Source organism: Streptomyces subrutilus (assembly GCF_008704535.1).
Classification (GTDB): domain Bacteria; phylum Actinomycetota; class Actinomycetes; order Streptomycetales; family Streptomycetaceae; genus Streptomyces; species Streptomyces subrutilus.
Genome location: NZ_CP023701.1, coordinates 2,174,232 through 2,200,621, shown reverse-complemented (window position 1 = coordinate 2,200,621; position 26,390 = coordinate 2,174,232). Strand labels below are relative to the sequence as shown.

Sequence of the window (26,390 nt, the reverse complement as noted above, 5' to 3'; positions counted from 1 at the left end):
CCCGACACCGCGCCGGTACGTCCGCTCCGCCACGCAATCCGCCGGTTCTGCCGGCGAATTGAGAAGTGAGGAGCTTTCGGATGAGCAACAATTTCGGACTTGCGGACGATCCGGTCGTCCAGGCCAAGAACAAGATCTCCGAAACGGCCGACGCCGTCACCACCCAGGCCCGCGAGCTGGCCGACATCCTCGCCACGGTGAGCGCCGGCTGGACCGGTGTGGGTGCCTCGGGGTTCGTCAGCGCCCAGACGACCGTCAACGAGGACCACGACCAGATCCGACGGCTGCTCGGCGTCCTGCACAACGCCGTGGCGCAGACCAAGAACCTGAGCAACGCCCAGGACGACGACGTGCGCGCGGCCTTCAAGGCCGTCCCGTCCGCCGCGGGCAACACCTCCGGCCTCAACGGCATCTGACCGCCCGACATCCGACCAGCCGCTCAGCGCGAAGGAGAAGAACACATGGCTGCCACCGACGGTCACACCCGGGTCCAGTACGAGAGCGTCCAGCAGATGGCCAACCGCATCCGCGTGGTCTCCAAGAAGATCGTCGACGACCTGGCCGCGATGGACCAGGCCCTCAAGGTCGTCACGGACACCTGGGACGGCGAGGCCCACGCCTCGTACATCCAGCTCCAGGCGAAGTACAAGGGCAAGGCCGAGCACATGAAGTCGACGCTGGAGCAGGTCGCCGTCCTCATCGAGCGCGGCAAGGACGACTACCGCGCCACGGACCAGAAGGCCTCGCGCCTGTTCACCGAGGCCTACTGAGCCACCCGGCGCCGTCCGTACGCGCCGAAGGGGCGCGCCCGCACCGGGCGCGCCCCTTCGGCGTACGGACGGACGCCGCCGGGCCCCGCGGCCGGCGGCGCCGCGGCCTCACGGCCGGTGCCGCTCCAGGTCGAACTCGCCGTCCCTGGCCCCGAGCACGAAGGCCTCCCACTCGGCCGCCGTGTAGCGCAGCACCGTCTCCCGGTCCAGCGAGGAGCGCATCGCCACCGCGCCCTCGGGCAACCGGGCGATCTCGACCCGCTCCTCGTCCGGGCTGGTCCCGGGCGGGCCCTCCCACTCGACACCGCTGATGTCGAGCGCGTACAGCTCGTCCTTCTCCTGCTGGGTGCCCATGTGCGGCCCTTCCCTCGGTGGCGCGGTCTTCACGCCGATTATCGGTGGCGGAACGGCTGCCCGAGCCGGTTTCCGCCCGATCGGGCTCCGCCCCGCTACATCCCCGGCATCCGCCCGAGCTGGACCAGCGAGGTGCCCCGCCGGCGCGAGGCGAAGTACGCCCGGCCCGGAGGCATCGGACGCGGCCGCACGGTGCCCACGAGGTCGCCCTCGGACGGGTCGCCGGACAGCACCACCCCCTGCGCCCCCAGCTCCTTGATCCGCTGCATGAACGGCTCGTACAGCGAGCGCGAGGCGCCCGCCGAGTTGCGCGCGATGACGAAGCGCACGCCCGTGTCCCGCGCGAAGGGCAGGAACTCCACCAGCGGCGCCAGCGGATTGCCCTGGCTCGTGGCCACCAGGTCGAAGTCGTCGATGAGGATGTACACGTCCGGACCGGTCCACCAGCTGCGGTCGCGCAGCTGCTGCGGGGTCACGTCGGTCGGCGGCTGCCGCCGCGAGAACACCCCGCCCAGCGCCTCCATGTGCATCTGCAGGGAGCTCGCCATCGGCGCGTACTCCAGCAGGTGCTCCTCCGGCAGCGCCCCGAGCAGGCCGCGCCGGTAGTCGCCCACCACCAGGCGCGCCTGGTCGGGCGTGTAGCGCTCCGCGATCTGCTTGGCGATGAGCCGCAGCAGGTTCGTCTTGCCCGACTCGCTCTCGCCGAACACGAGCAGGAAGGGGTCCGACTCGAAGTCGACGAACACCGGCTCCAGCCCGGTCTCGTCGATGCCGATCGCGATCCCGCGCCCGGGGTGCTCGCCGCCCTTGGGCAGCTGGTCCGCGTGGAGCAGCCGCGGCAGCAGCCGCACGCCGGGCGCCGCCGGGCCCGCCCAGTTCTGCCGCACCGCCTCCACGAACGCCGCCGTCGCCTCGGAGAGGTCGGCCGCCTCGTGCGAGCCGTCGATCCGCGGCAGCGCGCCCAGGAAGTGCAGCTTCTCCGCGACCTGGCCGCGGCCCGGCATGCCCGCCGGGACGTTCGCCGCGACCTTCCGGTCGAACTCCGAGTCCATCACGTCGCCGAGCCGCAGCTCCAGCCGGCTGAGCATCTGGTCCTTGAGCGCAGCCCGCACCTCCATGTACCGGGCGGCCGTGAGCACCACGTGGATGCCGTAGCCCAGACCGCGGGCCGCGATGTCCGTGACGACCTGCTCCAGGCCCTCGTACTCGCCGCGGAAGGTGCCCCAGCCGTCGACCACCAGGAAGACGTCGCCCCACGCCTCACCGGGCAGGTCGCCCGCGGCCCGGCGGCGCCGGTAGGTGCCGATCGAGTCGATGCCGTACGCGCGGAAGAACTCCTCGCGCCGGTTGAGGATGCCCCCGACCTCCGCGACCGTGCGCCGCACCCGCTCCGGGTCCAGCCGGGAGGCGATGCCGCCCACGTGCGGCAGCCCGGACACCGACGACAGGCTGCCGCCGCCGAAGTCCAGCCCGTAGAACTGCACCTCGCGCGGGGTGTGGGTGAGCGCGAACGACGAGATCAGCGTGCGCATCAGCGTCGACTTGCCCGACTGCGGACCGCCCACCACCATCATGTGGCCCGCCGCACCGGAGAAGTCCCGGTACAGCACCTCGCGCCGCTGCTCGAACGGCTTGTCGATCAGGCCGAGCGGCACGACCAGCCCGCCGGGCCGCGTGTACCCCTCCGCGTGCAGCCCCCGCTCCGCGCCCGGCGCCAGCGCCGGCAGCAGCTGGTCCAGCGGCGGCGCCTGGTCGAGCGGCGGCAGCCACACCTGGTGCGCCGGCACCCCCTGCCCCTCCAGCCGGCCCACGATGACGTCCAGCACCGTGTCCGCCAGCGCGTCGTCCGCCCGCGCCGACCGGGCCGCGAGCCGCGCCGGGTCCGGCGCCGCGTACACCACCGGCACCGGAGCCGCCGTGAACAGCGCAGGCCGCCGCTCCACCGGGAACAGCCCCACCGACAGGTCCGGGCCGGCCGCGCGGTAGGTGCCCGAGACGTACGCCGCCTTGAAGCGGGTCATCTCGTCCGTACCGAACTTCAGATAGCCCGAACCGGGCACCGACGGCAGGTGGTAGGCGTCCGGCACGCCGATCGCAGTCCGCGACTCCGCGGCCGAGAACGTCCGCAGCCCGATCCGGTACGACAGGTACGTGTCGAGCCCGCGCAGCTTGCCCTCCTCCAGACGCTGCGAGGCCAGCAGCAGGTGCACGCCCAGCGACCGGCCGATGCGACCGATCTGGATGAACATGTCGATGAAGTCAGGCTTCGCCGTCAGCAGCTCGCTGAACTCGTCGATGACCAGCACCAGCGAGGCCAGCGGCTCCAGCGGAGCACCCGCCGCCCGGGCCTTCTCGTAGTCGTGGACGTTCGCGTAGTTGCCCGCCGAGCGCAGCAGCTCCTGCCGCCGCTGGAGTTCGCCGCGGATCGAGTCGCCCATGCGGTCCACCAGCGTCAGGTCGTCCGCCAGGTTGGTGATGACCGCCGCCACGTGCGGCATCTGCCCCATGCCGGTGAAGGTCGCACCGCCCTTGAAGTCGGCGAGCACGAAGTTCAGCGTCTCCGAGGTGTGCGTCACCGCCAGCCCCAGCACCAGCGTGCGCAGCAGCTCCGACTTGCCCGAACCGGTCGCGCCCACGCACAGCCCGTGCGGCCCCATCCCCTCCTGCGCGGCCTCCTTGAGGTCCAGCATGACCGGCGCGCCGTCCTCGCCGACCCCGATCGGCACCCGCAGCCGCTCACCGGCCGACCGCGGCCGCCAGGTGCGCGCCACGTCCACCGCGGCCGCGTCGCCCAGGTTCAGCAGGTCCGTGAAGTCCAGGTTCGCCAGCAGCGGCTCGTCGTCGTCCCCGCCGCCCGTGCGCAGCGGCGCCAACTGCCGGGCCAGGGCCTCGGCCGCGGGCAGCGACAGGGTGTCGGGCACGCCCTCGTACGCCACCCCCGCACCCGACTCCAGCCGCAGCCGGCCCGGCCGCACGACGACCGACAGCCCGCCGCGCGGCTCGTCCAGCTCGCCCCCGACCACCTCGACGATCGTGACGCCCTGCAAGCCCTCGGCCGCCGCGAACACCGAGTCCGGGGGCACCATCCCGCCGTCCAGCACCAGCACCAGGTGCGGCTGGTCCAGCACCGGGGACACCTCCCGGCTGAACCGCGGCCGGCCCTCCAGCCGCGGCGCCAGCAGCGCCTCCAGCTCGGCCAGGTCGTCGCCGAACAGCCGCTTCGTCCCCGCCCCGTCGACCTGGCCCGGCACCTGCGCGTGCGGCAGCCACTTCGTCCAGTCCCACGCCGCCACCGCGCCCGGCCCGGCCACCACGGCCACCACCAGGTCCTCGGGGGAGTGCAGCGTCGCCAGCTGCGCGACCAGCGCACGCGCCGTACCGCGCGCCGACTCCGGCTCCCCGGACACCGTCACGTGGTAGAACGCCCGCAGCGACACCGCCACCGGCAGCCCGTCCAGCGAGGAGTGCACCCGCAGGAAGCGCTGCATCGCCCCCGCCGTCAGCGGCTCCAGCTCGTCGACCGGCGCCGTGTCCGGCGCCACCAGCGGCGTCGCCAGCTGCTGCGCGCCCAACCCCAGCCGGGCCTGCCCGAAGTCCCGGTCGCCGACCCGCCGCTCCCACAGCCGCGAACCCTCCGCGACCACCGACCACAACTGCTCGGGAGCCGGGTGGAGGTACAACTGCGCGTCCCGCTGGGCCCGCGCGGTCCGGCGCACCTGACGGCGCGTCTGCGCGAGGTATCTGAGGTAGTCCCGGCGCACATCGGCCATGTGCCCCTGCGTACCCCTGCGGAACCGCAGCACCTGCGCGATCACCATCGCCAGCGTCGACACCAGCATCAGCGCACCCATGATGCGCATCATCGGCATCGCACCCGGCATGAAGAAGAACACCGCCGACGACCCCATGCCGAGCATCGGCAGGAGCTGCATCAGCATGCCCTCCTGCTGTCCCCGCGGCAGCTCCGGCGGCGCCTCCAGCCGCAGTTCGTCCGACGGCACGTCGGCCGGCAGCGACCGCGGCGGGCGTTTGACGACGATCTGGCTCACCGGAGCATCAATCCCTCGACGACGGACGGGGCGCCGCGACCGGCTCCCCCAAGTCCCGGGCGCGGAGGGGGTGTCCTGCGCGCGACGGTGATCCTACGTGCCGGCGATCCGGCAGCCGCCCGGTAGGGTGACGCGCGCGCCATGCGCATCCGCGAACCGCCCGCCGTCGCGGGCGGCAACCAGGGGGGTCACACAGGTGAGTACGGCCGCAACGACGGGCTTCTGCAGGGTCACCGTCGTGGCCCCCGACAGCCGCATCGACGTCGCGCTCCCCGAGGACATCGCGGTCGCCGACGTCTACCCCGAACTCCTGCGCCTCACCGGCCAGACCCAGCCCGTCGGCGCCCCCACCGGCTTCCACCTCGTCCGCCGCTCCGGCACCGTCCTCGACGGCGCCCGCACCCTCGCCGCCCAGCACGTCCTCGACGGCGAGGTGCTCAGCCTGCGCCCCTTCGCCGCCTCCCTGCCGCCCGCCGTCTTCGACGACGTGTCCGACGCCGTGGCCTCCGCCGTCGTCCGCGACCGCCACCGCTGGAGCGACGACATGCTGCGCGGAGCGGGCCTGGCCGGCGCCGCGCTCCTCTTCACCATGCTCGGCTTCGTCCTCTGGTACGCCGACCCGCTCCGCCACGACATGCACGGCCTGCCCGGCGTCATCGCCGGCTCCGCGGGCGTCCTGCTCACCGCCGTCGCCGGCGTCCGCGCCCGGATCTACCGCGACCGCGGCTCCGCCGCCGCCCTCGGCCTCGCCGCCCTCCCGCACCTGCTGATCGCCGGCTCCGGCATCATCGCCCCCGCCGCCGGCCAGGGCCCCGGCCGGCTGCAGTTCCTGCTCGGCTGCGCCTGCGTCCTGGTCGCCTCCGTCGCCCTGGTCGCCCTCGCCCCCAGCGGCGACGCCCCCTTCGTCGCGGCCACCTTCGTCGCCGCCACCGGCACCCTGGCCACCTTCGCCGCCATCGCCACCGGTGCCTCCGCGACGGCCACCGCCGCCGTCTGCGCCCCCGCGGCCATCGGCCTCGTCGCCTTCCTCCCCGGCCTCTCCGCCCGCTTCGCCCGCCTGCCCATCGGCTACGCCGCCCCGCGCAGCGCCACCGAGGACTACGAGACCCCCGACCGCTACGAGACCGAGCCGTACGGCGAGCCCTCCGCCGACCCGCACGACCCGGGCGCCCCCCTCGACGCCGAGCAGATCGCCGCCCAGGCCCGCCGCGGCCACGAGATGCTCCTCGGACTCGTCGCAGGCTGCGCCGCGGTCGCCGTCGGCTCCGCCGCCGTCCTCGGCTTCTCCGACAGCACCTGGGGCCGCCTGCTGGCGCTCGCCACCGGCCTGGCCCTGCTGCTGCGCGCCCGCCTCTTCCGCTACACCTCCCAGGTGGTGTGCGCCCTGGCCGCCGGGCTCGCCGCCACCGCCCTGCTCGTCCTGGGCCTCGCCCTGCGCCCGCCCAGCCCCCTCGCCGCCGACCTCGCCGTACGGACGCTGTGGCTCTCCGCGGCGGTGGTGGCCGGAGCGGCCCTGCTCGCCGGCATCGCGCTGGTCATCCCCCGCAAGGGTCTGTCACCCTTCTGGGGACGCCTCCTCGACCTCACCGAGGCCGCCGTCCTGCTCAGCCTGGTGCCCCTGGCCCTGGCCGTGCTCGACGTCTACTCCCGGGTCCGCTCGCTCACCGGCTGAGACGGGAGCCGGCGCCGGGCTGGTACGCTGGGTGACGGCCGTTTGTGTACGCGCCCCCGGATTCCCTCTGGAGGCTGCGCTCAGCGGACCCCGCCTCCCGAGTTACGGAAGCTCCCCAGAGACTCAGACCTGGGGCACTCGGTGGCTACGAAGACCCATCACGAGGAGTACGCGTGCCGCTCGACGCCGCTACGAAGAAGCAGATCATCACCGAGTTCGGTGCCAAGGAGGGCGACACCGGCTCCCCCGAGGTCCAGGTCGCCATGCTGTCCCGCCGCATCTCGGACCTGACCGAGCACCTCAAGACCCACAAGCACGACCACCACTCCCGTCGTGGTCTGCTGATCCTGGTCGGCCAGCGCCGCCGTCTGCTGCAGTACCTGGCCAAGAAGGACATCCAGCGCTTCCGTGCGCTGGTCGAGCGCCTCGGCATCCGCCGCGGTGCGGCCGGCGCCAAGTAGCACGCCGTGAAGGGAGCGGTTCCCACCTCAGGGGGCCGCTCCCTTTGCCGTACGTGCGGACCGGACCGGACCCTTTGTAGTCTGGACGGGACGCACGCGCACGTCCGGGAAGCGTGCAGGCCCCAGCGGGCCTGAAGGGACGTGCACAACTGAAGAGGAGGAGCGCCCTCCCCACGCCGCCGGTCCTCGGTAGTGGCACCCGGAATGCCCGACGGGCACCGAACCGGGTGCTTCGATCGAAGACCGGCCCCAGGCCAGGAGCGCTTCTCCGCAACCGTCCACCGCCACACGGGCGGCGGACGGAGACGACGAAAATGGAGAAAACGCTAGTGGAGAACGAGACCCACTACGCCGAGGCCGTCATTGACAACGGTTCCTTCGGCACCCGCACGATCCGCTTCGAGACGGGCCGCCTGGCCCGCCAGGCCGCCGGCTCCGCCGTTGCCTACCTGGACGACGACACGATGGTGCTCTCCGCCACCACCGCGTCGAAGAAGCCCAAGGACCAGCTCGACTTCTTCCCCCTCACGGTGGACGTCGAGGAGCGCCAGTACGCGGCCGGCAAGATCCCCGGATCCTTCTTCCGCCGCGAGGGCCGCCCCTCCGAGGACGCGATCCTCACCTGCCGCCTGATCGACCGCCCGCTGCGCCCGTCCTTCAAGAAGGGCCTGCGCAACGAGATCCAGGTCGTCGCCACGATCATGGCGCTCAACCCCGACCACCTGTACGACGTCGTGGCGATCAACGCCGCCTCCGCGTCCACCCAGCTGGCCGGCCTGCCCTTCTCCGGCCCGATCGGCGGCGTCCGCGTCGCGCTGATCCGCGGCCAGTGGGTGGCCTTCCCGACGCACACCGAGCTTGAGGACGCCGTCTTCGACATGGTCGTCGCGGGCCGCGTCCTGGACGACGGCGACGTCGCGATCATGATGGTCGAGGCCGAGGCCACCGAGAAGACCATCGCCCTCGTCAAGGACGGCGCCGAGGCGCCGACCGAGGAGGTCGTCGCCGCGGGCCTCGACGCCGCGAAGCCGTTCATCAAGGTCCTCTGCAAGGCCCAGGCCGACCTGGCCGCCAAGGCCGCCAAGCCCGAGGGCGAGTTCCCGGTCTTCCTGGACTACCAGGACGACGTGTACGAGGCCCTCGCGGCCGCCGTCAAGGGCGAGCTCTCCCAGGCGCTGACCATCCCGGGCAAGCAGGACCGCGAGGCCGAGCTGGACCGCGTCAAGGAGCTCGCCGCCGAGAAGCTCCTCCCGGCCTTCGAAGGCCGCGAGAAGGAGATCTCCGCCGCCTACCGCAGCCTGACCAAGGCCCTGGTGCGCGAGCGCGTCATCAAGGACAAGGTCCGCATCGACGGCCGCGGGATCACGGACATCCGTACCCTCGCCGCCGAGGTCGAGGCCATCCCGCGCGTGCACGGCTCGGCGCTGTTCGAGCGTGGCGAGACCCAGATCCTGGGCGTCACCACCCTCAACATGCTCCGCATGGAGCAGCAGCTGGACACCCTCTCCCCGGTGACCCGCAAGCGCTACATGCACAACTACAACTTCCCGCCGTACTCCGTCGGCGAGACCGGCCGCGTGGGTTCGCCCAAGCGCCGCGAGATCGGCCACGGCGCCCTCGCCGAGCGCGCCATCGTGCCGGTCCTCCCGACCCGCGAGGAGTTCCCCTACGCGATCCGCCAGGTGTCCGAGGCCCTCGGCTCCAACGGTTCGACGTCCATGGGCTCGGTCTGCGCCTCCACCATGTCCCTGCTGAACGCCGGTGTGCCCCTCAAGGCCCCCGTCGCCGGCATCGCCATGGGCCTGATCTCCCAGGAGATCGACGGCAAGACCCACTACGTCGCCCTCACCGACATCCTCGGTGCGGAGGACGCCTTCGGCGACATGGACTTCAAGGTCGCCGGCACCAAGGAGTTCGTGACCGCCCTCCAGCTCGACACGAAGCTGGACGGCATCCCGGCCTCCGTCCTGGCCGCGGCCCTCAAGCAGGCCCGCGACGCCCGCCTCCACATCCTCGACGTGATGATGGAAGCGATCGACACGCCGGACGAGATGTCCCCCAACGCCCCGCGGATCATCACCGTCAAGATCCCGGTGGACAAGATCGGTGAGGTCATCGGGCCCAAGGGCAAGATGATCAACCAGATCCAGGAGGACACCGGCGCCGAGATCACGATCGAGGACGACGGCACCATCTACATCGGTGCCGCCGACGGCCCGGCCGCCGAGGCCGCCCGCGCCACGATCAACGGCATCGCCAACCCGACCATGCCGGAGGTCGGCGAGCGCTACCTGGGTACGGTCGTCAAGACCACCACCTTCGGTGCCTTCGTCTCCCTGCTGCCCGGCAAGGACGGCCTGCTGCACATCTCGCAGATCCGCAAGCTCGCCGGTGGCAAGCGCGTGGAGAACGTCGAGGACGTGCTCGCGGTCGGCTCCAAGGTCCAGGTGGAGATCGCCGAGATCGACCAGCGCGGCAAGCTCTCCCTGATCCCCGTGATCGACGGCGAGGCCGCCGGCGACGACGCTGACAAGGACGACTCCGACAAGTGATGTCGCGTAGTTCCCGTGTGACGGCCCGCCCCTCTTCGGAGGGGCGGGCCGTCGCCCGTACCCAAACCCTGCTCAAGGGGAGCAACGGCATCGGCACCGTCCGGCGCACCGTCCTCCCCGGCGGACTGCGCATCGTCACCGAGACGCTGCCCTCGGTCCGCTCCGCCACCTTCGGCATCTGGGCGCACGTCGGCTCCCGCGACGAGACGCCCACCCTGAACGGCGCCACGCACTACCTGGAGCACCTCCTCTTCAAGGGCACCGACAAGCGCAGTGCCCTCGACATCTCCTCCGCGATCGACGCGGTCGGCGGAGAGATGAACGCCTTCACGGCGAAGGAGTACACCTGCTACTACGCACGGGTGCTCGACACCGACCTGCCGCTGGCCATCGACGTCGTCTGCGACATGCTCACCGGCTCGCTGATCCGCGAGGAGGACGTCGACGCCGAGCGCGGCGTCATCCTCGAAGAGATCGCGATGACCGAGGACGACCCGGGCGACTGCGTGCACGACCTGTTCGCGCAGACCATGTTCGGCGACACCCCCCTGGGCCGGCCCGTCCTCGGCACCGTCGAGACGATCAACGCCCTGGGCGCCGACCGGATCCGCCGCTTCTACAAGAAGCACTACGACCCGAGGCACCTGGTCGTCGCCGCCGCCGGCAACGTCGACCACCACAAGGTCGTGCGCCAGGTCCGCGCCGCCTTCGAGAAGGCCGGCTCCCTCGGCCGTACCGACGCCGAACCGGTCGGCCCGCGCACCGGCACCAAGCGCATCCGCACCTCCGGCCGCGTCGAGCTCGTCAACCGCAAGACCGAGCAGGCCCACGTGGTCCTCGGCATGCCGGGCCTGGCCCGCACCGACGAGCGGCGCTGGGCGTTGGGTGTCCTGAACACGGCCCTCGGCGGCGGCATGTCCTCCCGCCTCTTCCAGGAGGTCCGGGAGAAGCGCGGCCTGGCCTACAGCGTGTACTCGTACACCTCCGGCTTCGCCGACACCGGCCTCTTCGGCGTGTACGCGGGCTGTCGGCCCAGCCAGGTCCACGACGTGCTGCGGATCTGCCGCGACGAACTGGACAAGGTGGCCTCCGAGGGCCTGCCCGACGACGAGATCAGGCGCGCCGTAGGCCAGCTCTCCGGCTCGACCGTCCTCGGTCTGGAGGACACCGGCGCGATCATGAACCGCATCGGCAAGAGCGAGCTGTGCTGGGGCGACCAGATGTCGGTCGACGACATGCTGGCCCGGATCGCCGCCGTGACCCCGGACGACGTCCGCTCGGTCGCGCAGGATGTACTGGCCCAGCGACCCTCGCTCGCGGTGATCGGCCCGCTGAAGGAGAAGCAGGCCGCCCGCCTCGACGAGGCCGTCGCCTAGTTCCGTACGGAAAAGGAAGCAACATGAGCAAGCTGCGCGTGGCGGTCCTCGGGGCCCGGGGCCGCATCGGGGCCGAGGCCGTCAAGGCGATCGAGGCCGCCGAGGACATGGAGCTGGTGGCCGCCCTCGGCCGCGGCGACAAGCTGGAGACGCTGGCCGAGGCCGGCGCCCAGGTCGCGGTCGAGCTGACCACCCCGGCCTCGGTGATGGGGAACCTGGACTTCCTCATCCGCCACGGCATCCACGGAGTGGTCGGCACCACCGGCTGGACCGAGGACCGCCTCGCCCAGCTCACCACCTGGCTCGCGGGCTCCCCGCGGACCGGTGTGCTCATCGCGCCGAACTTCTCCATCGGCGCGGTCCTGACGATGCGGTTCGCGGCGCAGGCGGCCCGCTACTTCGAGTCCGTCGAGGTCGTCGAGCTGCACCACCCGAACAAGGTCGACGCCCCCTCGGGCACCGCCACCCGCACGGCGCAGCTCATCGCCGCCGCCCGCGCCGAGGCGGGCCTGGGCGCGCAGCCCGACGCCACGGCCACGGCCCTGGACGGCGCCCGCGGGGCCGACGTCGACGGCGTCCCGGTCCACGCGATCCGCCTGCGCGGCCTGCTGGCCCACCAGGAGGTCCTCCTCGGCGGCGAGGGCGAGACCCTGACGATCCGTCACGACTCCCTGCACCACAGCAGCTTCATGCCGGGCATCCTGCTCGGCGCGCGCCGCGTGACACAGACCCCGGGCCTCACCTTCGGCCTGGAACACTTCCTCGACCTCGGCTGACGGCACCCATGCGCGCGAAGATCACGTACTTCCTGACGGCCGCGGTCCTGGTCGTCTACTTCGTCCTGGTCGGCACCCGGGGCCTGATGCTCATCCGGCACGGAACCTGGCTCACGGTCACCTTCGGGCTGGCCGTGCTGATCCTGCCGGTGATCGGCATCTGGTTCCTCTGGGCCAACACCCGGTTCGTCACCAAGGCCAACCAGCTCGCCGCCGAGCTGGAGGGCGAGGGCGGGCTGCCCGTGGACGAGCTGGAGCGGGACGGGTACGGCAGGATCCTGCGGGACTCGGCCGACGAGGTGTTCGCGCGCCGCAAGGCGGAGACCGAGGACGCGCCGGGGGACTGGCGCAGCTGGTTCCGGCTGGCCGTCGCCTACCGCGACGCCCGTGACACCCCGCGGGCGCGCAAGGCCATGCAGCGGGCCATCGCCCTGCACGAGGAGAAGCCCGTACGGGTCTGAGACCGTACGGGCTTCCGGGGCGCGGGGGCCGCGCGGCGCGCGGCCGTCCGTCAGGCGGCCACCGGCCGGTACTCCTCGGCCCAGGCCCCGACCGTGTCGGCGGCCCGCTCGAAGGCCTCCGAGCGGGACAGGAAATCGGCGTTGTGGTCGGTCAGCAGCACCGGCAGCTCCGAGCCCGCGGGCCCGGCCACCGTCAGCGCCTGCCCCTGCACCGTCCGCGGCAGCCCCAGCCAGCGCACGGGCTGCTGCACGGTGCGGACCTCGGCGACCTCGCTCCACGGGATCGAGCGGGTCCGGAAGAACCCGACCCGGCGCAGCCCCGTACGGCTCACCCAGACGCCCGCGCGCAGCAGTTGCACGGCCGCGCCGACGACCGCGAGGGCCGCGAGCAGGCAGACGAACGCCCCGCCCAGCGCGCCGGCGAAGGCGATGATCATCGTGGCCAGCAGCATGAAAGCGGAGAGCAGGAGCAGCACCGCGGCGATGCCCACGCGCCACGGCCCGGGCCGGTACGGCCGCCGCCAGCGGTCGTGGTCGGCGTGGGGGAGCACCTCGTCGGCACCGTCGTCCGCGTCGAATGCGCCGTCGGCCGTCAGGAAGGGCAGGGGCACGGCTGTACCTCACTCACATGCACGTTCGGTTGGGCAGTGCCCGTGAGGCTACCGCCCCTGGGACGCCTCCGACTGCTGCGACTTCTCGGGCGCCTTGCTCGGCTGCAGTGCGGGCATACCGAAGAGCAGCGAGCCCGCGAGCCCGGCCACCACGGTCAGACCGACCAGACTACGGGCAGCGATCTTGCCCTTGCCCAGACTCTCGCGCGGCGGTGGAGTGACATTGCTGCGGAATCGGTCGGCCTCGGCGACGAAGGCGAACGGGACGGGTTCGCGCCGGCTGAACATGGGAGCGACTCTCCTCACGATCGGGCCCCGGGACAGGGGCGGAAGACGAATGCGGGTGCTACCCAGTAGGACGTCCGAGCCGTCCGATCGGTGCCGGATTTCGGGACATCGGGCAAATTCGGTGGCGCCGCGTCAGCTCTTCGGGGGGTTCCGGGCCCGGTCGCACGTGCACGGCGGGCCGCGGCCGGCGACGTAGAGTGGGCCCGCCCCAGGACGCACGTTTGGAAGGACCCCGGTGAGCGAGACCGCCGCTTCAGATCTGAAACCCAGCTTCCGCAGTGACGTGACGGTGGAGCTGGTGAAGCACTCCGCCGCCGACTCCGACGTGCTGTGGGCCGCTCGGGTCTCCACGGCCGGCGAGCAGTCGCTCGAAGAGCTGCGGAAGGACCCGGAGCGGTCCAAGGGCCTGATCAACTACCTGATGCGCGACCGCCACGGCAGCCCCTTCGAGCACAACTCGATGACCTTCTTCATCAGCGCCCCGATCTTCGTGTTCCGCGAGTTCATGCGGCACCGCGTCGGCTGGTCCTACAACGAGGAATCGGGCCGCTACCGGGAGCTGGAACCGGTCTTCTACGTTCCGGACGCGGAGCGGAAGCTGATCCAGGAGGGCCGCCCGGGCAAGTACGTGTTCGTCGAGGGCACCGCCGCGCAGCAGGAGCTGACCGGCCGCGTCATGGAGGACTCGTACGTCCAGGCCTACCGGGCCTACCAGGAGATGCTGGCGGCGGGCGTGGCCCGCGAGGTGGCCCGTTCGGTCCTGCCGGTCGGACTTTTCTCGTCGATGTACGCCACCTGCAACGCGCGCTCGCTGATGCACTTCCTCGGGCTGCGCACGCAGCACGAGCTGGCGACCACCCCGTCCTTCCCGCAGCGGGAGATCGAGATGGTCGGCGAGAAGATGGAGCAGCACTGGGCCGGGCTCATGCCCCTCACGTACGCGGCCTTCAACGGCAACGGCCGCGTCGCTCCGTAGGCCCCGGCGGGCCCCGCGACGCACAGATGTACGGAGCCAAGTCCCAAGTGTCCGTATTGCGGCGTTTCGGAAAGTTCATCTAGGCTGATCAAACGGACCCGGCACTGCTTGAACCCCCGAGCAGGCAGTGCCGGTGTCCAACACCCCGTTGGCGTCCCCCGAGGGGACACCGCGAGCATGGCAGCGAGTAGCGTGTTACCCATGGCTCCGATCTCGACTCCGCAGACCCCCTTCGGGCGGGTCCTCACCGCCATGATCACGCCGTTTACGGCGGATGGCGCACTCGACCTCGACGGCGCGCAGCAGCTCGCCGTCCACCTGGTGGACGCCGGCAACGACGGCCTGATCGTCAACGGCACCACCGGTGAGTCGCCGACCACCACCGACGCGGAGAAAAACGACCTCGTACGAGCCGTCCTCGAAGCCGTCGGAGACCGCGCCCACGTGGTCGCCGGCATCGGTACCAACGACACCCGCCACACCCTGGAGCTGGCCCGCCAGGCGGAGCAGACCGGCGCGCACGGCCTGCTCGCGGTCACCCCGTACTACAGCAAGCCGCCGCAGGAAGCGCTCCACCGGCACTTCACGGCGATCGCCGACGCCACGGGCCTGCCGGTCATGCTCTACGACATCCCGGGCCGCAGCGGTGTCCCGATCGACACCGAAACCCTGGTACGGCTGGCCGAGCATCCCCGTATCGTTGCCAACAAGGACGCGAAGGGCGACCTCGGCCGCGCCGGCTGGGCCATGGCACGGAGCGGCCTGGCCTGGTACTCGGGCGACGACATGCTGAACCTGCCGCTCCTGTCGATCGGAGCGGTCGGCTTCGTCTCCGTGGTCGGCCACGTGGTCACCCCGGAGCTGCGCGCCATGCTGGAGGCCCACCTGGGCGGAGACGTCCAGAAGGCCGCCGAGATCCACCAGAAGCTGCTCCCCGTCTTCACCGGCATGTTCCGCACCCAGGGCGTGATGACCACCAAGGGCGCGCTGAACCTGCAGGGCCTGCCCGCGGGCCCGGTGCGGCTCCCGCTGATCGAGCTGAGTGCCGAAGAGACGGCCGTGCTCAAGCTGGATCTTGCCGCCGGTGGGGTACAGCTCTGACAACAGACTTCACAACTCCATAAGCACGACCGAAACAGACAACAGCAAGAGCACGAATGACATACACGCCGCGTGCCTTACGAGGTACGTGGCGTGTGTGGTGAGGAGACACTTTTGAGCCATCCGCATCCTGAACTCGGCCCGCCGCCGAAGCTCCCCAAGGGCGGCCTGCGGGTCACCCCGCTGGGCGGTCTCGGCGAGATCGGCCGCAACATGACCGTCTTCGAGTTCGACGGCCGCCTGCTGATCGTCGACTGCGGCGTTCTGTTCCCCGAGGAGGAGCAGCCGGGCATCGACCTGATCCTTCCGGACTTCTCGTCCATCAGGGACCGCCTCGACGACATCGAGGGCATCGTGCTCACGCACGGTCACGAGGACCACATCGGCGCCGTCCCCTACCTCCTCCGGGAGAAGCCGGACATCCCGCTGATCGGCTCCAAGCTGACGCTGGCCCTCATCGAGGCGAAGCTCCAGGAGCACCGCATCCGCCCCTACACCCTTGAGGTGAAGGAGGGCGAGCGCGAGAACCTCGGTCCCTTCGACTGCGAGTTCATCGCGGTCAACCACTCCATCCCGGACGCGCTGGCCGTGGCCATCCGCACCGGCGCCGGCATGGTGGTGTGCACCGGCGACTTCAAGATGGACCAGCTCCCGCTGGACAAGCGCCTCACGGACCTGCACGCCTTCGCGCGGCTGAGCGAGGAGGGCATCGACCTCCTCCTCTCGGACTCGACGAACGCCGAGGTCCCGGGCTTCGTCCCGCCCGAGCGCGAGATCTCCAACGTGCTGCGCACGGTCTTCGCGAACGCCCACAACCGGATCATCGTGGCGAGCTTCGCCAGCCACGTGCACCGGATCCAGCAGATCCTCGACGCGGCGCACGAGTACGGCCGCAGGGTCGCCTTCGTCGGCCGTTCGATGGTCCGCAACATGGGCATCGCCCGGGACCTGGGCTACCTGCGGGTCCCGCCGGGCCTCGTCGTGGACGTCAAGACCCTCGACGACCTGCCGGCCCACGAGGTCGTCCTGGTCTGCACGGGTTCCCAGGGCGAGCCGATGGCGGCCCTGTCCCGGATGGCCAACCGCGACCACCAGATCCGGATCGTCCCCGGGGACACCGTGATCCTGGCGTCGTCCCTGATCCCGGGCAACGAGAACGCGGTCTACCGCGTGATCAACGGCCTGACCCGCTGGGGCGCCAACGTCGTGCACAAGGGCAACGCCAAGGTGCACGTCTCCGGCCACGCCTCCGCCGGCGAGCTGCTGTACTTCTACAACATCTGCAAGCCGCGGAACCTGATGCCGGTCCACGGCGAATGGCGCCACCTGCGCGCCAACGCCGAGCTCGGCGCCATGACGGGCGTTCCCAAGGACCGCATCGTCATCGCCGAGGACGGCGTGGTCGTCGACCTGATCGACGGCAAGGCCCGGATCTCCGGCAAGGTCCAGGCCGGCTACGTGTACGTGGACGGCCTCTCGGTCGGCGACGTCACGGAGTCCTCGCTGAAGGACCGCCGGATCCTCGGCGACGAGGGCATCGTCTCGGTCTACGTGGTGGTGGACAGCACCACGGGCAAGGTGGTCAGCGGCCCGAACATCCAGGCCCGCGGCTCCGGCATCGACGACTCGGCCTTCGGCCCGGTCATCGCGAAGATCGAGGAAGCCATCGCCCGCGCGGCCTCCGACGGCGTCGCGGAACCCCACCAGATCCAGCAGCTCATCCGCCGGACGATGGGCAAGTGGGTCTCGGACAGCTACCGTCGCCGCCCGATGATCCTCCCGGTCGTCGTCGAGGTCTGACCTCCGCCGTAGCGACCGCACGGGAGCGGGGCAACCGGATTTGCATCCGGGGGCCCCGCTCCAGTACGTTTACGTCTCCACCCCGCACGGCACCACGGCACGCACACGTGCCCGGACGGACCCGCGGGCGGGTGGGATCAACGACTCGGGGAGACCTGATAAAGTCTGGTCCACCCGAAAGGGAATAGGCCCTCCGAAGGCCATTGGAATTCGAATCCGGTAACGCTGCTTTTGAGAAGCGGACACGGAATCGGGTCTGATAGAGTCGGACCCGCCGGAAAGGGAAACGCGAAAGCGGAAACCTGGAAAGCACCGAGGAAGTCGGGCCCGAAAGAGTCTGATAGAGTCGGAAACGCAAGAACAGAACGAACAGAACGAAGCGAAGCCCGGAGGAAAGCCCGAGAGGGTGAGTACAAAGGAAGCGTCCGTTCCTTGAGAACTCAACAGCGTGCCAAAAATCAACGCCAAAAGTTGATACCCCGTCCATTTCGGTGGATGAGGTTCCTTTGAAAAAGTCCTGTGGGGCACCGGTTTCGGTGTGCTTGCAGGCGACAAAACACAGCGAGGACGTTGTGGATGACCGGTCTTATTCCGACCTGGTTGTCCCGCTCTTAGTGTGTGTTGACCCGATTACGGGTAAACATTCATGGAGAGTTTGATCCTGGCTCAGGACGAACGCTGGCGGCGTGCTTAACACATGCAAGTCGAACGATGAAGCTCTTCGGGGTGGATTAGTGGCGAACGGGTGAGTAACACGTGGGCAATCTGCCCTTCACTCTGGGACAAGCCCTGGAAACGGGGTCTAATACCGGATACCACTCCTGTCTGCATGGGCAGGGGTTGAAAGCTCCGGCGGTGAAGGATGAGCCCGCGGCCTATCAGCTTGTTGGTGGGGTAATGGCCCACCAAGGCGACGACGGGTAGCCGGCCTGAGAGGGCGACCGGCCACACTGGGACTGAGACACGGCCCAGACTCCTACGGGAGGCAGCAGTGGGGAATATTGCACAATGGGCGAAAGCCTGATGCAGCGACGCCGCGTGAGGGATGACGGCCTTCGGGTTGTAAACCTCTTTCAGCAGGGAAGAAGCGAAAGTGACGGTACCTGCAGAAGAAGCGCCGGCTAACTACGTGCCAGCAGCCGCGGTAATACGTAGGGCGCAAGCGTTGTCCGGAATTATTGGGCGTAAAGAGCTCGTAGGCGGCTTGTCGCGTCGGATGTGAAAGCCCGAGGCTTAACCTCGGGTCTGCATTCGATACGGGCTAGCTAGAGTGTGGTAGGGGAGATCGGAATTCCTGGTGTAGCGGTGAAATGCGCAGATATCAGGAGGAACACCGGTGGCGAAGGCGGATCTCTGGGCCATTACTGACGCTGAGGAGCGAAAGCGTGGGGAGCGAACAGGATTAGATACCCTGGTAGTCCACGCCGTAAACGTTGGGAACTAGGTGTTGGCGACATTCCACGTCGTCGGTGCCGCAGCTAACGCATTAAGTTCCCCGCCTGGGGAGTACGGCCGCAAGGCTAAAACTCAAAGGAATTGACGGGGGCCCGCACAAGCAGCGGAGCATGTGGCTTAATTCGACGCAACGCGAAGAACCTTACCAAGGCTTGACATATACCGGAAAGCATTAGAGATAGTGCCCCCCTTGTGGTCGGTATACAGGTGGTGCATGGCTGTCGTCAGCTCGTGTCGTGAGATGTTGGGTTAAGTCCCGCAACGAGCGCAACCCTTGTCCTGTGTTGCCAGCATGCCCTTCGGGGTGATGGGGACTCACAGGAGACCGCCGGGGTCAACTCGGAGGAAGGTGGGGACGACGTCAAGTCATCATGCCCCTTATGTCTTGGGCTGCACACGTGCTACAATGGCCGGTACAATGAGCTGCGATACCGTGAGGTGGAGCGAATCTCAAAAAGCCGGTCTCAGTTCGGATTGGGGTCTGCAACTCGACCCCATGAAGTCGGAGTTGCTAGTAATCGCAGATCAGCATTGCTGCGGTGAATACGTTCCCGGGCCTTGTACACACCGCCCGTCACGTCACGAAAGTCGGTAACACCCGAAGCCGGTGGCCCAACCCGTAAGGGAGGGAGCTGTCGAAGGTGGGACTGGCGATTGGGACGAAGTCGTAACAAGGTAGCCGTACCGGAAGGTGCGGCTGGATCACCTCCTTTCTAAGGAGCACAGTACCGATTGCAGACAAATGTTCTGCACGGTCAGCTCATGGGTGGAACGTTGATTATTTGGCACGGTTTCCTGGATGGAATCGCAAGTACTGCTTCGGCGTGGAAAGTGACTCTCTGACGGGGGATCGTGTCTGGCACGTTGTTGGGTCCTGAAGGTACGGCCGTGAGGTTGTGTCTTCTTGCCGGCCCCAGTGAACTTGACCTGTATGGGTCAGGGTGATGGGTGGCTGGTCGTTGTTTGAGAACTACACAGTGGACGCGAGCATCTGTGGCCAAGTTTTTAAGGGCGCACGGTGGATGCCTTGGCACCAGGAACCGATGAAGGACGTGAGAGGCCGCGATAGGCCCCGGGGAGCTGCCAACTGAGCTTTGATCCGGGGGTGTCCGAATGGGGAAACCCGGCAGTCGTCATGGGCTGTCACCCACTGCTGAACACATAGGCAGTGTGGAGGGAACGCGGGGAAGTGAAACATCTCAGTACCCGCAGGAAGAGAAAACAACCGTGATTCCGGGAGTAGTGGCGAGCGAAACCGGATGAGGCCAAACCGTATGCGTGTGATACCCGGCAGGGGTTGCGCATGCGGGGTTGTGGGAATTCTTTTGATCGGTCTGCCGGCCGGTCGGCGAGTCAGAAACCGTTGATGTAGTCGAAGGACATGCGAAAGGTCCGGCGTAGAGGGTAAGACCCCCGTAGACGAAACATCAGCGGCTTGCTTAAGAATCTCCCAAGTAGCACGGGGCCCGAGAAATCCCGTGTGAATCTGGCGGGACCACCCGCTAAGCCTAAATATTCCCTGGTGACCGATAGCGGATAGTACCGTGAGGGAATGGTGAAAAGTACCGCGGGAGCGGAGTGAAATAGTACCTGAAACCGTGTGCCTACAAGCCGTGGGAGCGTCGCTCATTGAGTTTACTCAATGGGTCGTGACTGCGTGCCTTTTGAAGAATGAGCCTGCGAGTTAGCGGTGTGTAGCGAGGTTAACCCGTGTGGGGAAGCCGTAGCGAAAGCGAGTCCGAATAGGGCGATTGAGTTGCACGCTCTAGACCCGAAGCGGAGTGATCTAGCCATGGGCAGGTTGAAGCGGAGGTAAGACTTCGTGGAGGACCGAACCCACCAGGGTTGAAAACCTGGGGGATGACCTGTGGTTAGGGGTGAAAGGCCAATCAAACTCCGTGATAGCTGGTTCTCCCCGAAATGCATTTAGGTGCAGCGTCGTGTGTTTCTTGCCGGAGGTAGAGCACTGGATAGGCGATGGGCCCTACCGGGTTACTGACCTTAGCCAAACTCCGAATGCCGGTAAGTGAGAGCACGGCAGTGAGACTGTGGGGGATAAGCTCCATGGTCGAGAGGGAAACAGCCCAGAGCATCGACTAAGGCCCCTAAGCGTACGCTAAGTGGGAAAGGATGTGGAGTCGCAGAGACAACCAGGAGGTTGGCTTAGAAGCAGCCACCCTTGAAAGAGTGCGTAATAGCTCACTGGTCAAGTGATTCCGCGCCGACAATGTAGCGGGGCTCAAGCGTACCGCCGAAGTCGTGTCATTGCAGCGTATAGCCCCAACGGGTGTTGTGATGGGTAGGGGAGCGTCGTGTGCCGGGTGAAGCAGCAGCGGAAGCTAGTTGTGGACGGTTCACGAGTGAGAATGCAGGCATGAGTAGCGATACACACGTGAGAAACGTGTGCGCCGATTGACTAAGGGTTCCTGGGTCAAGCTGATCTGCCCAGGGTAAGTCGGGACCTAAGGCGAGGCCGACAGGCGTAGTCGATGGACAACCGGTTGATATTCCGGTACCCGCTTTGAAACGCCCAATATCGAATCCTCTGATGCTAAGGCCGTGAAGCCGTTCCGGACCCTTCGGGGAAAGGAAAGTGGTGGAGCCGCCGATCCAAGGTGGTAGTAGGTAAGCGATGGGGTGACGCAGGAAGGTAGTCCAGCCCGGGCGGTGGTAGTCCCGGGGTAAGGGTGTAGGCCGAGGGGTAGGCAAATCCGTCCCTCATATAAGGCTGAGACCTGATGCCGAGCCGATTGTGGTGAAGTGGATGATCCTATGCTGTCGAGAAAAGCCTCTAGCGAGTTTCATGGCGGCCCGTACCCTAAACCGACTCAGGTGGTCAGGTAGAGAATACCGAGGCGTTCGGGTGAACTATGGTTAAGGAACTCGGCAAAATGCCCCCGTAACTTCGGGAGAAGGGGGGCCATCACTGGTGAGAGGACTTGCTCCTTGAGCTGGGGGTGGCCGCAGAGACCAGCGAGAAGCGACTGTTTACTAAAAACACAGGTCCGTGCGAAGCCGTAAGGCGATGTATACGGACTGACGCCTGCCCGGTGCTGGAACGTTAAGGGGACCGGTTAGTACACTTTCGGGTGTGCGAAGCTGAGAACTTAAGCGCCAGTAAACGGCGGTGGTAACTATAACCATCCTAAGGTAGCGAAATTCCTTGTCGGGTAAGTTCCGACCTGCACGAATGGCGTAACGACTTCTCGACTGTCTCAACCATAGGCCCGGTGAAATTGCACTACGAGTAAAGATGCTCGTTTCGCGCAGCAGGACGGAAAGACCCCGGGACCTTTACTATAGTTTGATATTGGTGTTCGGTTCGGCTTGTGTAGGATAGGTGGGAGACTTTGAAGCAGCCACGCCAGTGGTTGTGGAGTCGCCGTTGAAATACCACTCTGGTCGTGCTGGATGTCTAACCTCGGTCCGTGATCCGGATCAGGGACAGTGTCTGATGGGTAGTTTAACTGGGGCGGTTGCCTCCTAAAGAGTAACGGAGGCGCCCAAAGGTTCCCTCAGCCTGGTTGGCAATCAGGTGTTGAGTGTAAGTGCACAAGGGAGCTTGACTGTGAGACCGACGGGTCGAGCAGGGACGAAAGTCGGGACTAGTGATCCGGCGGTGGCTTGTGGAAGCGCCGTCGCTCAACGGATAAAAGGTACCCCGGGGATAACAGGCTGATCTTCCCCAAGAGTCCATATCGACGGGATGGTTTGGCACCTCGATGTCGGCTCGTCGCATCCTGGGGCTGGAGTCGGTCCCAAGGGTTGGGCTGTTCGCCCATTAAAGCGGTACGCGAGCTGGGTTTAGAACGTCGTGAGACAGTTCGGTCCCTATCCGCTGTGCGCGTAGGAATATTGAGAAGGGCTGTCCCTAGTACGAGAGGACCGGGACGGACGAACCTCTGGTGTGCCAGTTGTCCTGCCAAGGGCATGGCTGGTTGGCTACGTTCGGGAGGGATAACCGCTGAAAGCATCTAAGCGGGAAGCCTGCTTCAAGATGAGTATTCCCACCTCCTTGAGAGGGTAAGGCTCCCAGTAGACGACTGGGTTGATAGGCCAGATGTGGAAGCCCGGTAACGGGTGAAGCTGACTGGTACTAATAGGCCGAGGGCTTGTCCTCAGTTGCTCGCGTCCACTGTGTTAGTTCTGAAATAACGAACAGCTGTGAAAACACCAGCGTTCAAATTTCATAGTGTTTCGGTGGTCATAGCGTTAGGGAAACGCCCGGTTACATTCCGAACCCGGAAGCTAAGCCTTTCAGCGCCGATGGTACTGCAGGGGGGACCCTGTGGGAGAGTAGGACGCCGCCGAACAACCCGCCCTTTTAGCTCAGTCGGTAGAGCGTCTCCATGGTAAGGAGAAGGTCAACGGTTCGATTCCGTTAAAGGGCTCCAAAAAAAAGGCCCCCGCCTCCTGGCGGGGGCCTTTTTGCGTTTTCGAGCCGTCCGGCTAGTAGTAGCTCGTCTCGCCGTCGAGCAGTTCTCGGATCGCGTCCAGGTGGCCGGCGTGGCGGGCCGTCTCCTCGATCATGTGGAGAAGCATCCAGCGCAGGGAAGCCGCGCCCGACCTGAATTCGGTGTTGCGGCCGGTGTCGTCCAGGGAATGGGCCGCGACGATCTCGTTGGACCGGGCGCACTGCCGGTCGTACTCCTCCAGCAACTGCGCCAGCGGCGTGTCGTCGACCATGAAGTCCTCGTCGTCCTGGCCCACGAACTGGGGGCCGGTGGCCGGACGGTCGAGGAAGAGGACCTCGAACCAGCACTGCTCGGTCCACCGCAGGTGCGACAGGAGGCCGGCCGCGGTCATCAGCGGTGAGGACGGCAGGACGGGACGGTGCGCGTCCTCTTCGGAGAGGCCCTCGCACTTCCACTGGACGATCGAGCGCTGCATGTCGAGCCAGCCGATGAGCTGGGTGCGCTCGTCCGCGGTGAAGTCGGGGCGCGTGCGTGAGAAGGGCATGGTCCCCGACCCTAGGCCGGGGACGCCTCGGCCCGCACCCGTATTTCTAGTCGCCCTCGCGCTGGTGCGGCACGCGGAAGGCCAGGATCGCCATGTCGTCCGAGGCCGGCTCGGCGGCGAACCGTTCCACCGCGCGCAGGACGCGCGAGGCCACCGCGCCGGCGGTGAGGCCCGTACAGGTGGTGAGGACCTCCGCCAGGCCGTCGTCGCCCAGCATGCGGGTGCCCTCGCGGCGCTCCGTCACTCCGTCCGTCACGCACAGCAGCACGTCGCCCGGGTCGAGGGTGAGGGTCTGCTCGTAGAGCTCCAGGTCCTCGATCACACCGAGCAGGGGCTGCGGCTCGGCCGCCGGGATGACCTCGCCGTCCGGGCGCAGCCGCAGCGGGAGGGGGTGGCCGGCGCAGACGACCTTCATGAGGGCGCCGCCGTCGGGCTGGGGGTGGAGCTCGCCGTACAGGAGGGTGAGGAAGCGGCTGCGGGCGCCCTCGTCGAGGATGGCGGCGTTAAGCCGCTCCAGGACCGCCGGGGCTCCCAGGCCCTCGCGGGCCAGCAGGCGCAGGGCGTGCCGGGCCAGGCCGGTGACGGCCGCGGCCTCCGGGCCGGTGCCGCAGACGTCGCCGATGGCGAAGCCGTACGCACCGTCGCGGATCGGGAAGACGTCGTAGAAGTCGCCGCCCACCTCGTTGCCCTCGCCGGCCGCGCGGTAGATGACCTCCACCTCCATGCCGGGGACGCTGGGGGAGCCGGGCGGCAGCAGGCTGCGCTGGAGGGCGCGGCTGATCGCGGTGCGCTCGGAGTACAGGCGGGCGTTGTCCAGGGCCAGGGCGGCCCGGCGGGAGAGGTCCTCGGCGAGCTCCAGGATCTCCTGGCGGAAGTGCTCTTCGGACGGCTTGCCCAGGGTGAGCAGGCCGATCACGCGGTTGCGGGCCAGCAGGGGCAGGACCACGGTCTCGCCGCCGACCGCGAGGGCCGCCTCGGACCACGGGCGGGCGCCGGCCTCGCGGACCGGTTCGGGCGGGTTGACCTGGGCGAGGAGTTCCTTGAGGCCGTCGATCCGCTCCTCGTCCTCGTGCAGGACGTAGGAGAGGAACGGGTCGGACTGGTCGGCGATCGTGTAGACCGCGCACCAGGTGGCCAGCGTCGGGACGGTCATCTGGGCCACCAAGGCCAGGGTCTGGTCCCGGTCCAAAGTGCCCGCCAGCAGGTCGGAGGCCTCGACGAGGAAGGACAGCGAGCCGCGGCGCAGCCGCTCCAGCTCGCCGAGGCGGGCGGACTCCACGGCCAGCGCGATGCGGTCGGCGGCGAACTGCAGGCGCAGGGCCTCCTCGTTGGAGTACCGGCCCGGGACCTCGGCCGCGACGCCGAGGGAGCCGGTGAGACGGCCCTCGACCTTCAGCGGGACGGTGACCACCGAGCGCATGCCGGTGGCCTCCAGGAGCGGTACGGCGCCCGGGACGGCGGCGAGGTCGTCGTGGACGGCGGGCATGCGGGCGGAGCCGTAGCGGTTGGTGCCGGCCTCGACGGGGACGCGGGCGAAGCGCTGGCGGGTGGAGGGCAGGCCGGTGGTGGCGCGGACCTCCAGCTCGGTCTCGTCGTCGGTGGCCAGCAGCAGGAAGGCGGCGTCGGCGTCGAGGAGGTCGCGGGCCCGTTCGACGGTGCGCTGGAGCAGTCCGTCGAGGTCGTCGGGGGCCGGCGAGCCGATGAAGACCTCGAAGGGGTCCGCGGGGCGGGGCTCGGTGAGCTGCCCGCCGTCGGGGCCCGGGACCCGGGCCGGGGTCTGGAGCAGGGCGCGCTCGTCGTCGTGGACGAGGAGGCAGACGATGGACGGTTCGCCGTGGGCGTCGCGGACCCGCAGGTGCGAGGCGTAGACGGGGACGACGCGGCCGTCGGCGCCGCGGATGCCGTAGCTGCCCTCCCAGCGCGACAGGCGCAGGGCCTCGGCGATGCCGGTTCCGGTGCCGGGCGTCTGCGGCCAGGCGGCGAGCTCGGCGAGCGGGCGGCCGACGGCCTTGCCGGCGGGGTGGCCGAAGATGTGCTCGGCGTCCTCGTTCCACGCGGCGACGGTGTCGGCGGCGTCGACCTGGACGACGGCGACGCGGACCCGGCTGTCGGCGAGCGGGAGCAGGCGGTCGGGGATGACGGGGCCCGCGGAGCGGGTACCGACCGGCCGGTCTGGCAGGTCCAGGCGGAACCACACGTGCTTGTGGGTGGCGGTGTACTCGACGCCCCAACGGGTGGCGAGGGCGGCGCAGAGCATCAGCCCGCGGCCGTTCTCGCGGTCGGGGTCCGCGTACGGGCGCTCCTCGGGGTGCTGGAGCGGGAGCTCGCGCTCGGGGTACCGGTCGGCGACCTCGACGCGCACGCCGTCCTCGGCGCGCAGGCAGACGACCTCGGCCCGGGTTCCGGCATGGACCACGGCGTTGGTGACGAGCTCGCTGGTGAGGACCACCGCGTCGTCGACGATGTCCGCGAAGCCCCAGCCCTGCAGGGTGTCGCGGACGAACGCGCGGGCTGCGGCGACCGAGCGCCCGAGGGGGTCGAAACTGGCAGCCGCCCGTGCCGTGATCACAAGTCTCCTTCGACGCGGTTGGACATCGGGTGCCAGGTTACTTACCTTCGCGGACGGCATGGTGCGGTGGTCGGGGAATCCACCCGCAGGGTACGGCCCGTGTGGGATGGTGCCGAAGTGTTATGGCCGGGTTCGGCAGGGGTGAAACACTGGGCAGGCT

Annotated in this window: 17 protein-coding genes, 1 tRNA gene and 3 rRNA genes; 15 read left to right on the top strand and 6 right to left on the bottom strand. The window is 68.5% G+C overall.

The window, feature by feature from the left end; genetic code table 11:
• The first annotated feature begins 80 nt into the window (after window positions 1-80).
• Together CP968_RS09300 and CP968_RS09295 are read left to right on the top strand one after the other, a co-directional pair.
• Window positions 81-416 carry a WXG100 family type VII secretion target gene (locus tag CP968_RS09300; protein ID WP_150517556.1) on the top strand — a complete coding sequence of 112 codons (336 nt, stop codon included), beginning with the start codon at window positions 81-83 and terminating at the stop codon, window positions 414-416.
• Window positions 417-461: 45 nt separating this feature from the next.
• Window positions 462-770: a WXG100 family type VII secretion target gene (locus CP968_RS09295; protein WP_150517555.1), complete on the top strand. Its 309-nt coding sequence runs from the start codon at window positions 462-464 to the stop codon at window positions 768-770.
• A 108-nt stretch (window positions 771-878) separates the two neighbouring features.
• On the opposite strand, the gene CP968_RS09290 is transcribed toward CP968_RS09295, so the two are convergent.
• A complete protein-coding gene (locus CP968_RS09290; RefSeq protein ID WP_150517554.1) occupies window positions 879-1,124 on the bottom strand; it encodes a DUF397 domain-containing protein in 246 nt (81 codons plus the stop codon).
• A gap of 95 nt (window positions 1,125-1,219) precedes the next feature.
• Window positions 1,220-5,173 carry a type VII secretion protein EccCa gene (eccCa, locus tag CP968_RS09285; protein WP_150517553.1) on the bottom strand — a complete coding sequence of 1,318 codons (3,954 nt, stop codon included), beginning with the start codon at window positions 5,171-5,173 and terminating at the stop codon, window positions 1,220-1,222.
• A 196-nt stretch (window positions 5,174-5,369) separates the two neighbouring features.
• Between eccCa and eccD the strand changes: the two genes are divergently transcribed.
• The 6 genes from eccD to CP968_RS09255 all read left to right on the top strand — a co-directional run bounded on the left by eccD (window position 5,370) and on the right by CP968_RS09255 (window position 12,471).
• Complete coding sequence (gene eccD / locus CP968_RS09280; RefSeq protein ID WP_150517552.1) at window positions 5,370-6,845, top strand: type VII secretion integral membrane protein EccD; 1,476 nt, start codon at window positions 5,370-5,372, stop codon at window positions 6,843-6,845.
• A 173-nt stretch (window positions 6,846-7,018) separates the two neighbouring features.
• The gene (rpsO, locus tag CP968_RS09275) at window positions 7,019-7,306 is read left to right on the top strand and encodes a 30S ribosomal protein S15 (RefSeq protein WP_030718724.1); all 288 of its coding nucleotides are present in this window, start codon (window positions 7,019-7,021) and stop codon (window positions 7,304-7,306) included.
• A gap of 329 nt (window positions 7,307-7,635) precedes the next feature.
• Window positions 7,636-9,858 carry a polyribonucleotide nucleotidyltransferase gene (locus CP968_RS09270; RefSeq protein WP_150521823.1) on the top strand — a complete coding sequence of 741 codons (2,223 nt, stop codon included), beginning with the start codon at window positions 7,636-7,638 and terminating at the stop codon, window positions 9,856-9,858.
• Window positions 9,855-11,234, top strand: coding sequence for a M16 family metallopeptidase (locus CP968_RS09265; protein ID WP_150517551.1), 1,380 nt, complete (start codon window positions 9,855-9,857; stop codon window positions 11,232-11,234). Before CP968_RS09270 ends, CP968_RS09265 begins: the two co-directional genes overlap by 4 nt.
• Window positions 11,235-11,257: 23 nt before the next feature.
• Window positions 11,258-12,010 (top strand): 4-hydroxy-tetrahydrodipicolinate reductase, encoded by a 753-nt coding sequence (dapB, locus tag CP968_RS09260; protein WP_150517550.1) that lies wholly within the window; start codon window positions 11,258-11,260, stop codon window positions 12,008-12,010.
• An 8-nt stretch (window positions 12,011-12,018) separates the two neighbouring features.
• Window positions 12,019-12,471: a tetratricopeptide repeat protein gene (locus tag CP968_RS09255; protein WP_150517549.1), complete on the top strand. Its 453-nt coding sequence runs from the start codon at window positions 12,019-12,021 to the stop codon at window positions 12,469-12,471.
• A gap of 50 nt (window positions 12,472-12,521) precedes the next feature.
• Here the strand turns inward: CP968_RS09255 and CP968_RS09250 are convergent, their stop codons facing one another.
• Together CP968_RS09250 and CP968_RS09245 are read right to left on the bottom strand one after the other, a co-directional pair.
• Window positions 12,522-13,082 carry a PH domain-containing protein gene (locus CP968_RS09250; RefSeq protein WP_150517548.1) on the bottom strand — a complete coding sequence of 187 codons (561 nt, stop codon included), beginning with the start codon at window positions 13,080-13,082 and terminating at the stop codon, window positions 12,522-12,524.
• A gap of 48 nt (window positions 13,083-13,130) precedes the next feature.
• Complete coding sequence (locus tag CP968_RS09245; protein WP_150521822.1) at window positions 13,131-13,370, bottom strand: hypothetical protein; 240 nt, start codon at window positions 13,368-13,370, stop codon at window positions 13,131-13,133.
• Between the two features lie 235 nt (window positions 13,371-13,605).
• Between CP968_RS09245 and thyX the strand changes: the two genes are divergently transcribed.
• From thyX to CP968_RS09205, 7 genes are all read left to right on the top strand, one after another.
• Window positions 13,606-14,346, top strand: a complete 741-nt coding sequence (thyX, locus tag CP968_RS09240; RefSeq protein WP_150517547.1) for an FAD-dependent thymidylate synthase — start codon at window positions 13,606-13,608, stop codon at window positions 14,344-14,346.
• Window positions 14,347-14,547: 201 nt separating this feature from the next.
• Window positions 14,548-15,447 (top strand): 4-hydroxy-tetrahydrodipicolinate synthase, encoded by a 900-nt coding sequence (gene dapA, locus CP968_RS09235; protein WP_150517546.1) that lies wholly within the window; start codon window positions 14,548-14,550, stop codon window positions 15,445-15,447.
• 114 nt (window positions 15,448-15,561) lie between these two features.
• Window positions 15,562-17,247: a ribonuclease J gene (locus tag CP968_RS09230; protein ID WP_150517545.1), complete on the top strand. Its 1,686-nt coding sequence runs from the start codon at window positions 15,562-15,564 to the stop codon at window positions 17,245-17,247.
• A 643-nt stretch (window positions 17,248-17,890) separates the two neighbouring features.
• Window positions 17,891-19,415: ribosomal RNA gene (locus CP968_RS09220) — 16S ribosomal RNA — on the top strand.
• Between the two features lie 282 nt (window positions 19,416-19,697).
• Window positions 19,698-22,822 (top strand): 23S ribosomal RNA (locus CP968_RS09215).
• Between the two features lie 76 nt (window positions 22,823-22,898).
• Window positions 22,899-23,015, top strand: a 5S ribosomal RNA gene (gene rrf, locus CP968_RS09210).
• The 16S, 23S and 5S rRNA genes sit together here with 1 tRNA gene alongside, the layout of an rRNA operon.
• Before the next feature lie 5 nt (window positions 23,016-23,020).
• Window positions 23,021-23,096, top strand: a tRNA-Thr gene (locus tag CP968_RS09205).
• Window positions 23,097-23,151: 55 nt separating this feature from the next.
• On the opposite strand, the gene CP968_RS09200 is transcribed toward CP968_RS09205, so the two are convergent.
• Complete coding sequence (locus CP968_RS09200) at window positions 23,152-23,661, bottom strand: DinB family protein (protein ID WP_150517544.1); 510 nt, start codon at window positions 23,659-23,661, stop codon at window positions 23,152-23,154.
• Between the two features lie 46 nt (window positions 23,662-23,707).
• A complete protein-coding gene (locus CP968_RS09195; protein WP_229886152.1) occupies window positions 23,708-26,290 on the bottom strand; it encodes a SpoIIE family protein phosphatase in 2,583 nt (860 codons plus the stop codon).
• Between the last annotated feature and the right edge of the window lie 100 nt (window positions 26,291-26,390).

What these genes read in the sequence shown, in the direction of transcription:
- CP968_RS09295 (WP_150517555.1), top strand. Translation starts at nt 462, where the DNA reads ATGGCTGCCACCGACGGTCACACCCGGGTCCAGTACGAGAGCGTCCAG.
- CP968_RS09245 (WP_150521822.1), bottom strand. Translation starts at nt 13,370, where the DNA reads ATGTTCAGCCGGCGCGAACCCGTCCCGTTCGCCTTCGTCGCCGAGGCC.
- CP968_RS09195 (WP_229886152.1), bottom strand. Translation starts at nt 26,290, where the DNA reads ATGCCGTCCGCGAAGGTAAGTAACCTGGCACCCGATGTCCAACCGCGT.
- dapA (WP_150517546.1), top strand. Translation starts at nt 14,548, where the DNA reads ATGGCTCCGATCTCGACTCCGCAGACCCCCTTCGGGCGGGTCCTCACC.
- CP968_RS09300 (WP_150517556.1), top strand. Translation starts at nt 81, where the DNA reads ATGAGCAACAATTTCGGACTTGCGGACGATCCGGTCGTCCAGGCCAAG.
- CP968_RS09255 (WP_150517549.1), top strand. Translation starts at nt 12,019, where the DNA reads ATGCGCGCGAAGATCACGTACTTCCTGACGGCCGCGGTCCTGGTCGTC.
- CP968_RS09290 (WP_150517554.1), bottom strand. Translation starts at nt 1,124, where the DNA reads ATGGGCACCCAGCAGGAGAAGGACGAGCTGTACGCGCTCGACATCAGC.
- CP968_RS09200 (WP_150517544.1), bottom strand. Translation starts at nt 23,661, where the DNA reads ATGCCCTTCTCACGCACGCGCCCCGACTTCACCGCGGACGAGCGCACC.
- dapB (WP_150517550.1), top strand. Translation starts at nt 11,258, where the DNA reads ATGAGCAAGCTGCGCGTGGCGGTCCTCGGGGCCCGGGGCCGCATCGGG.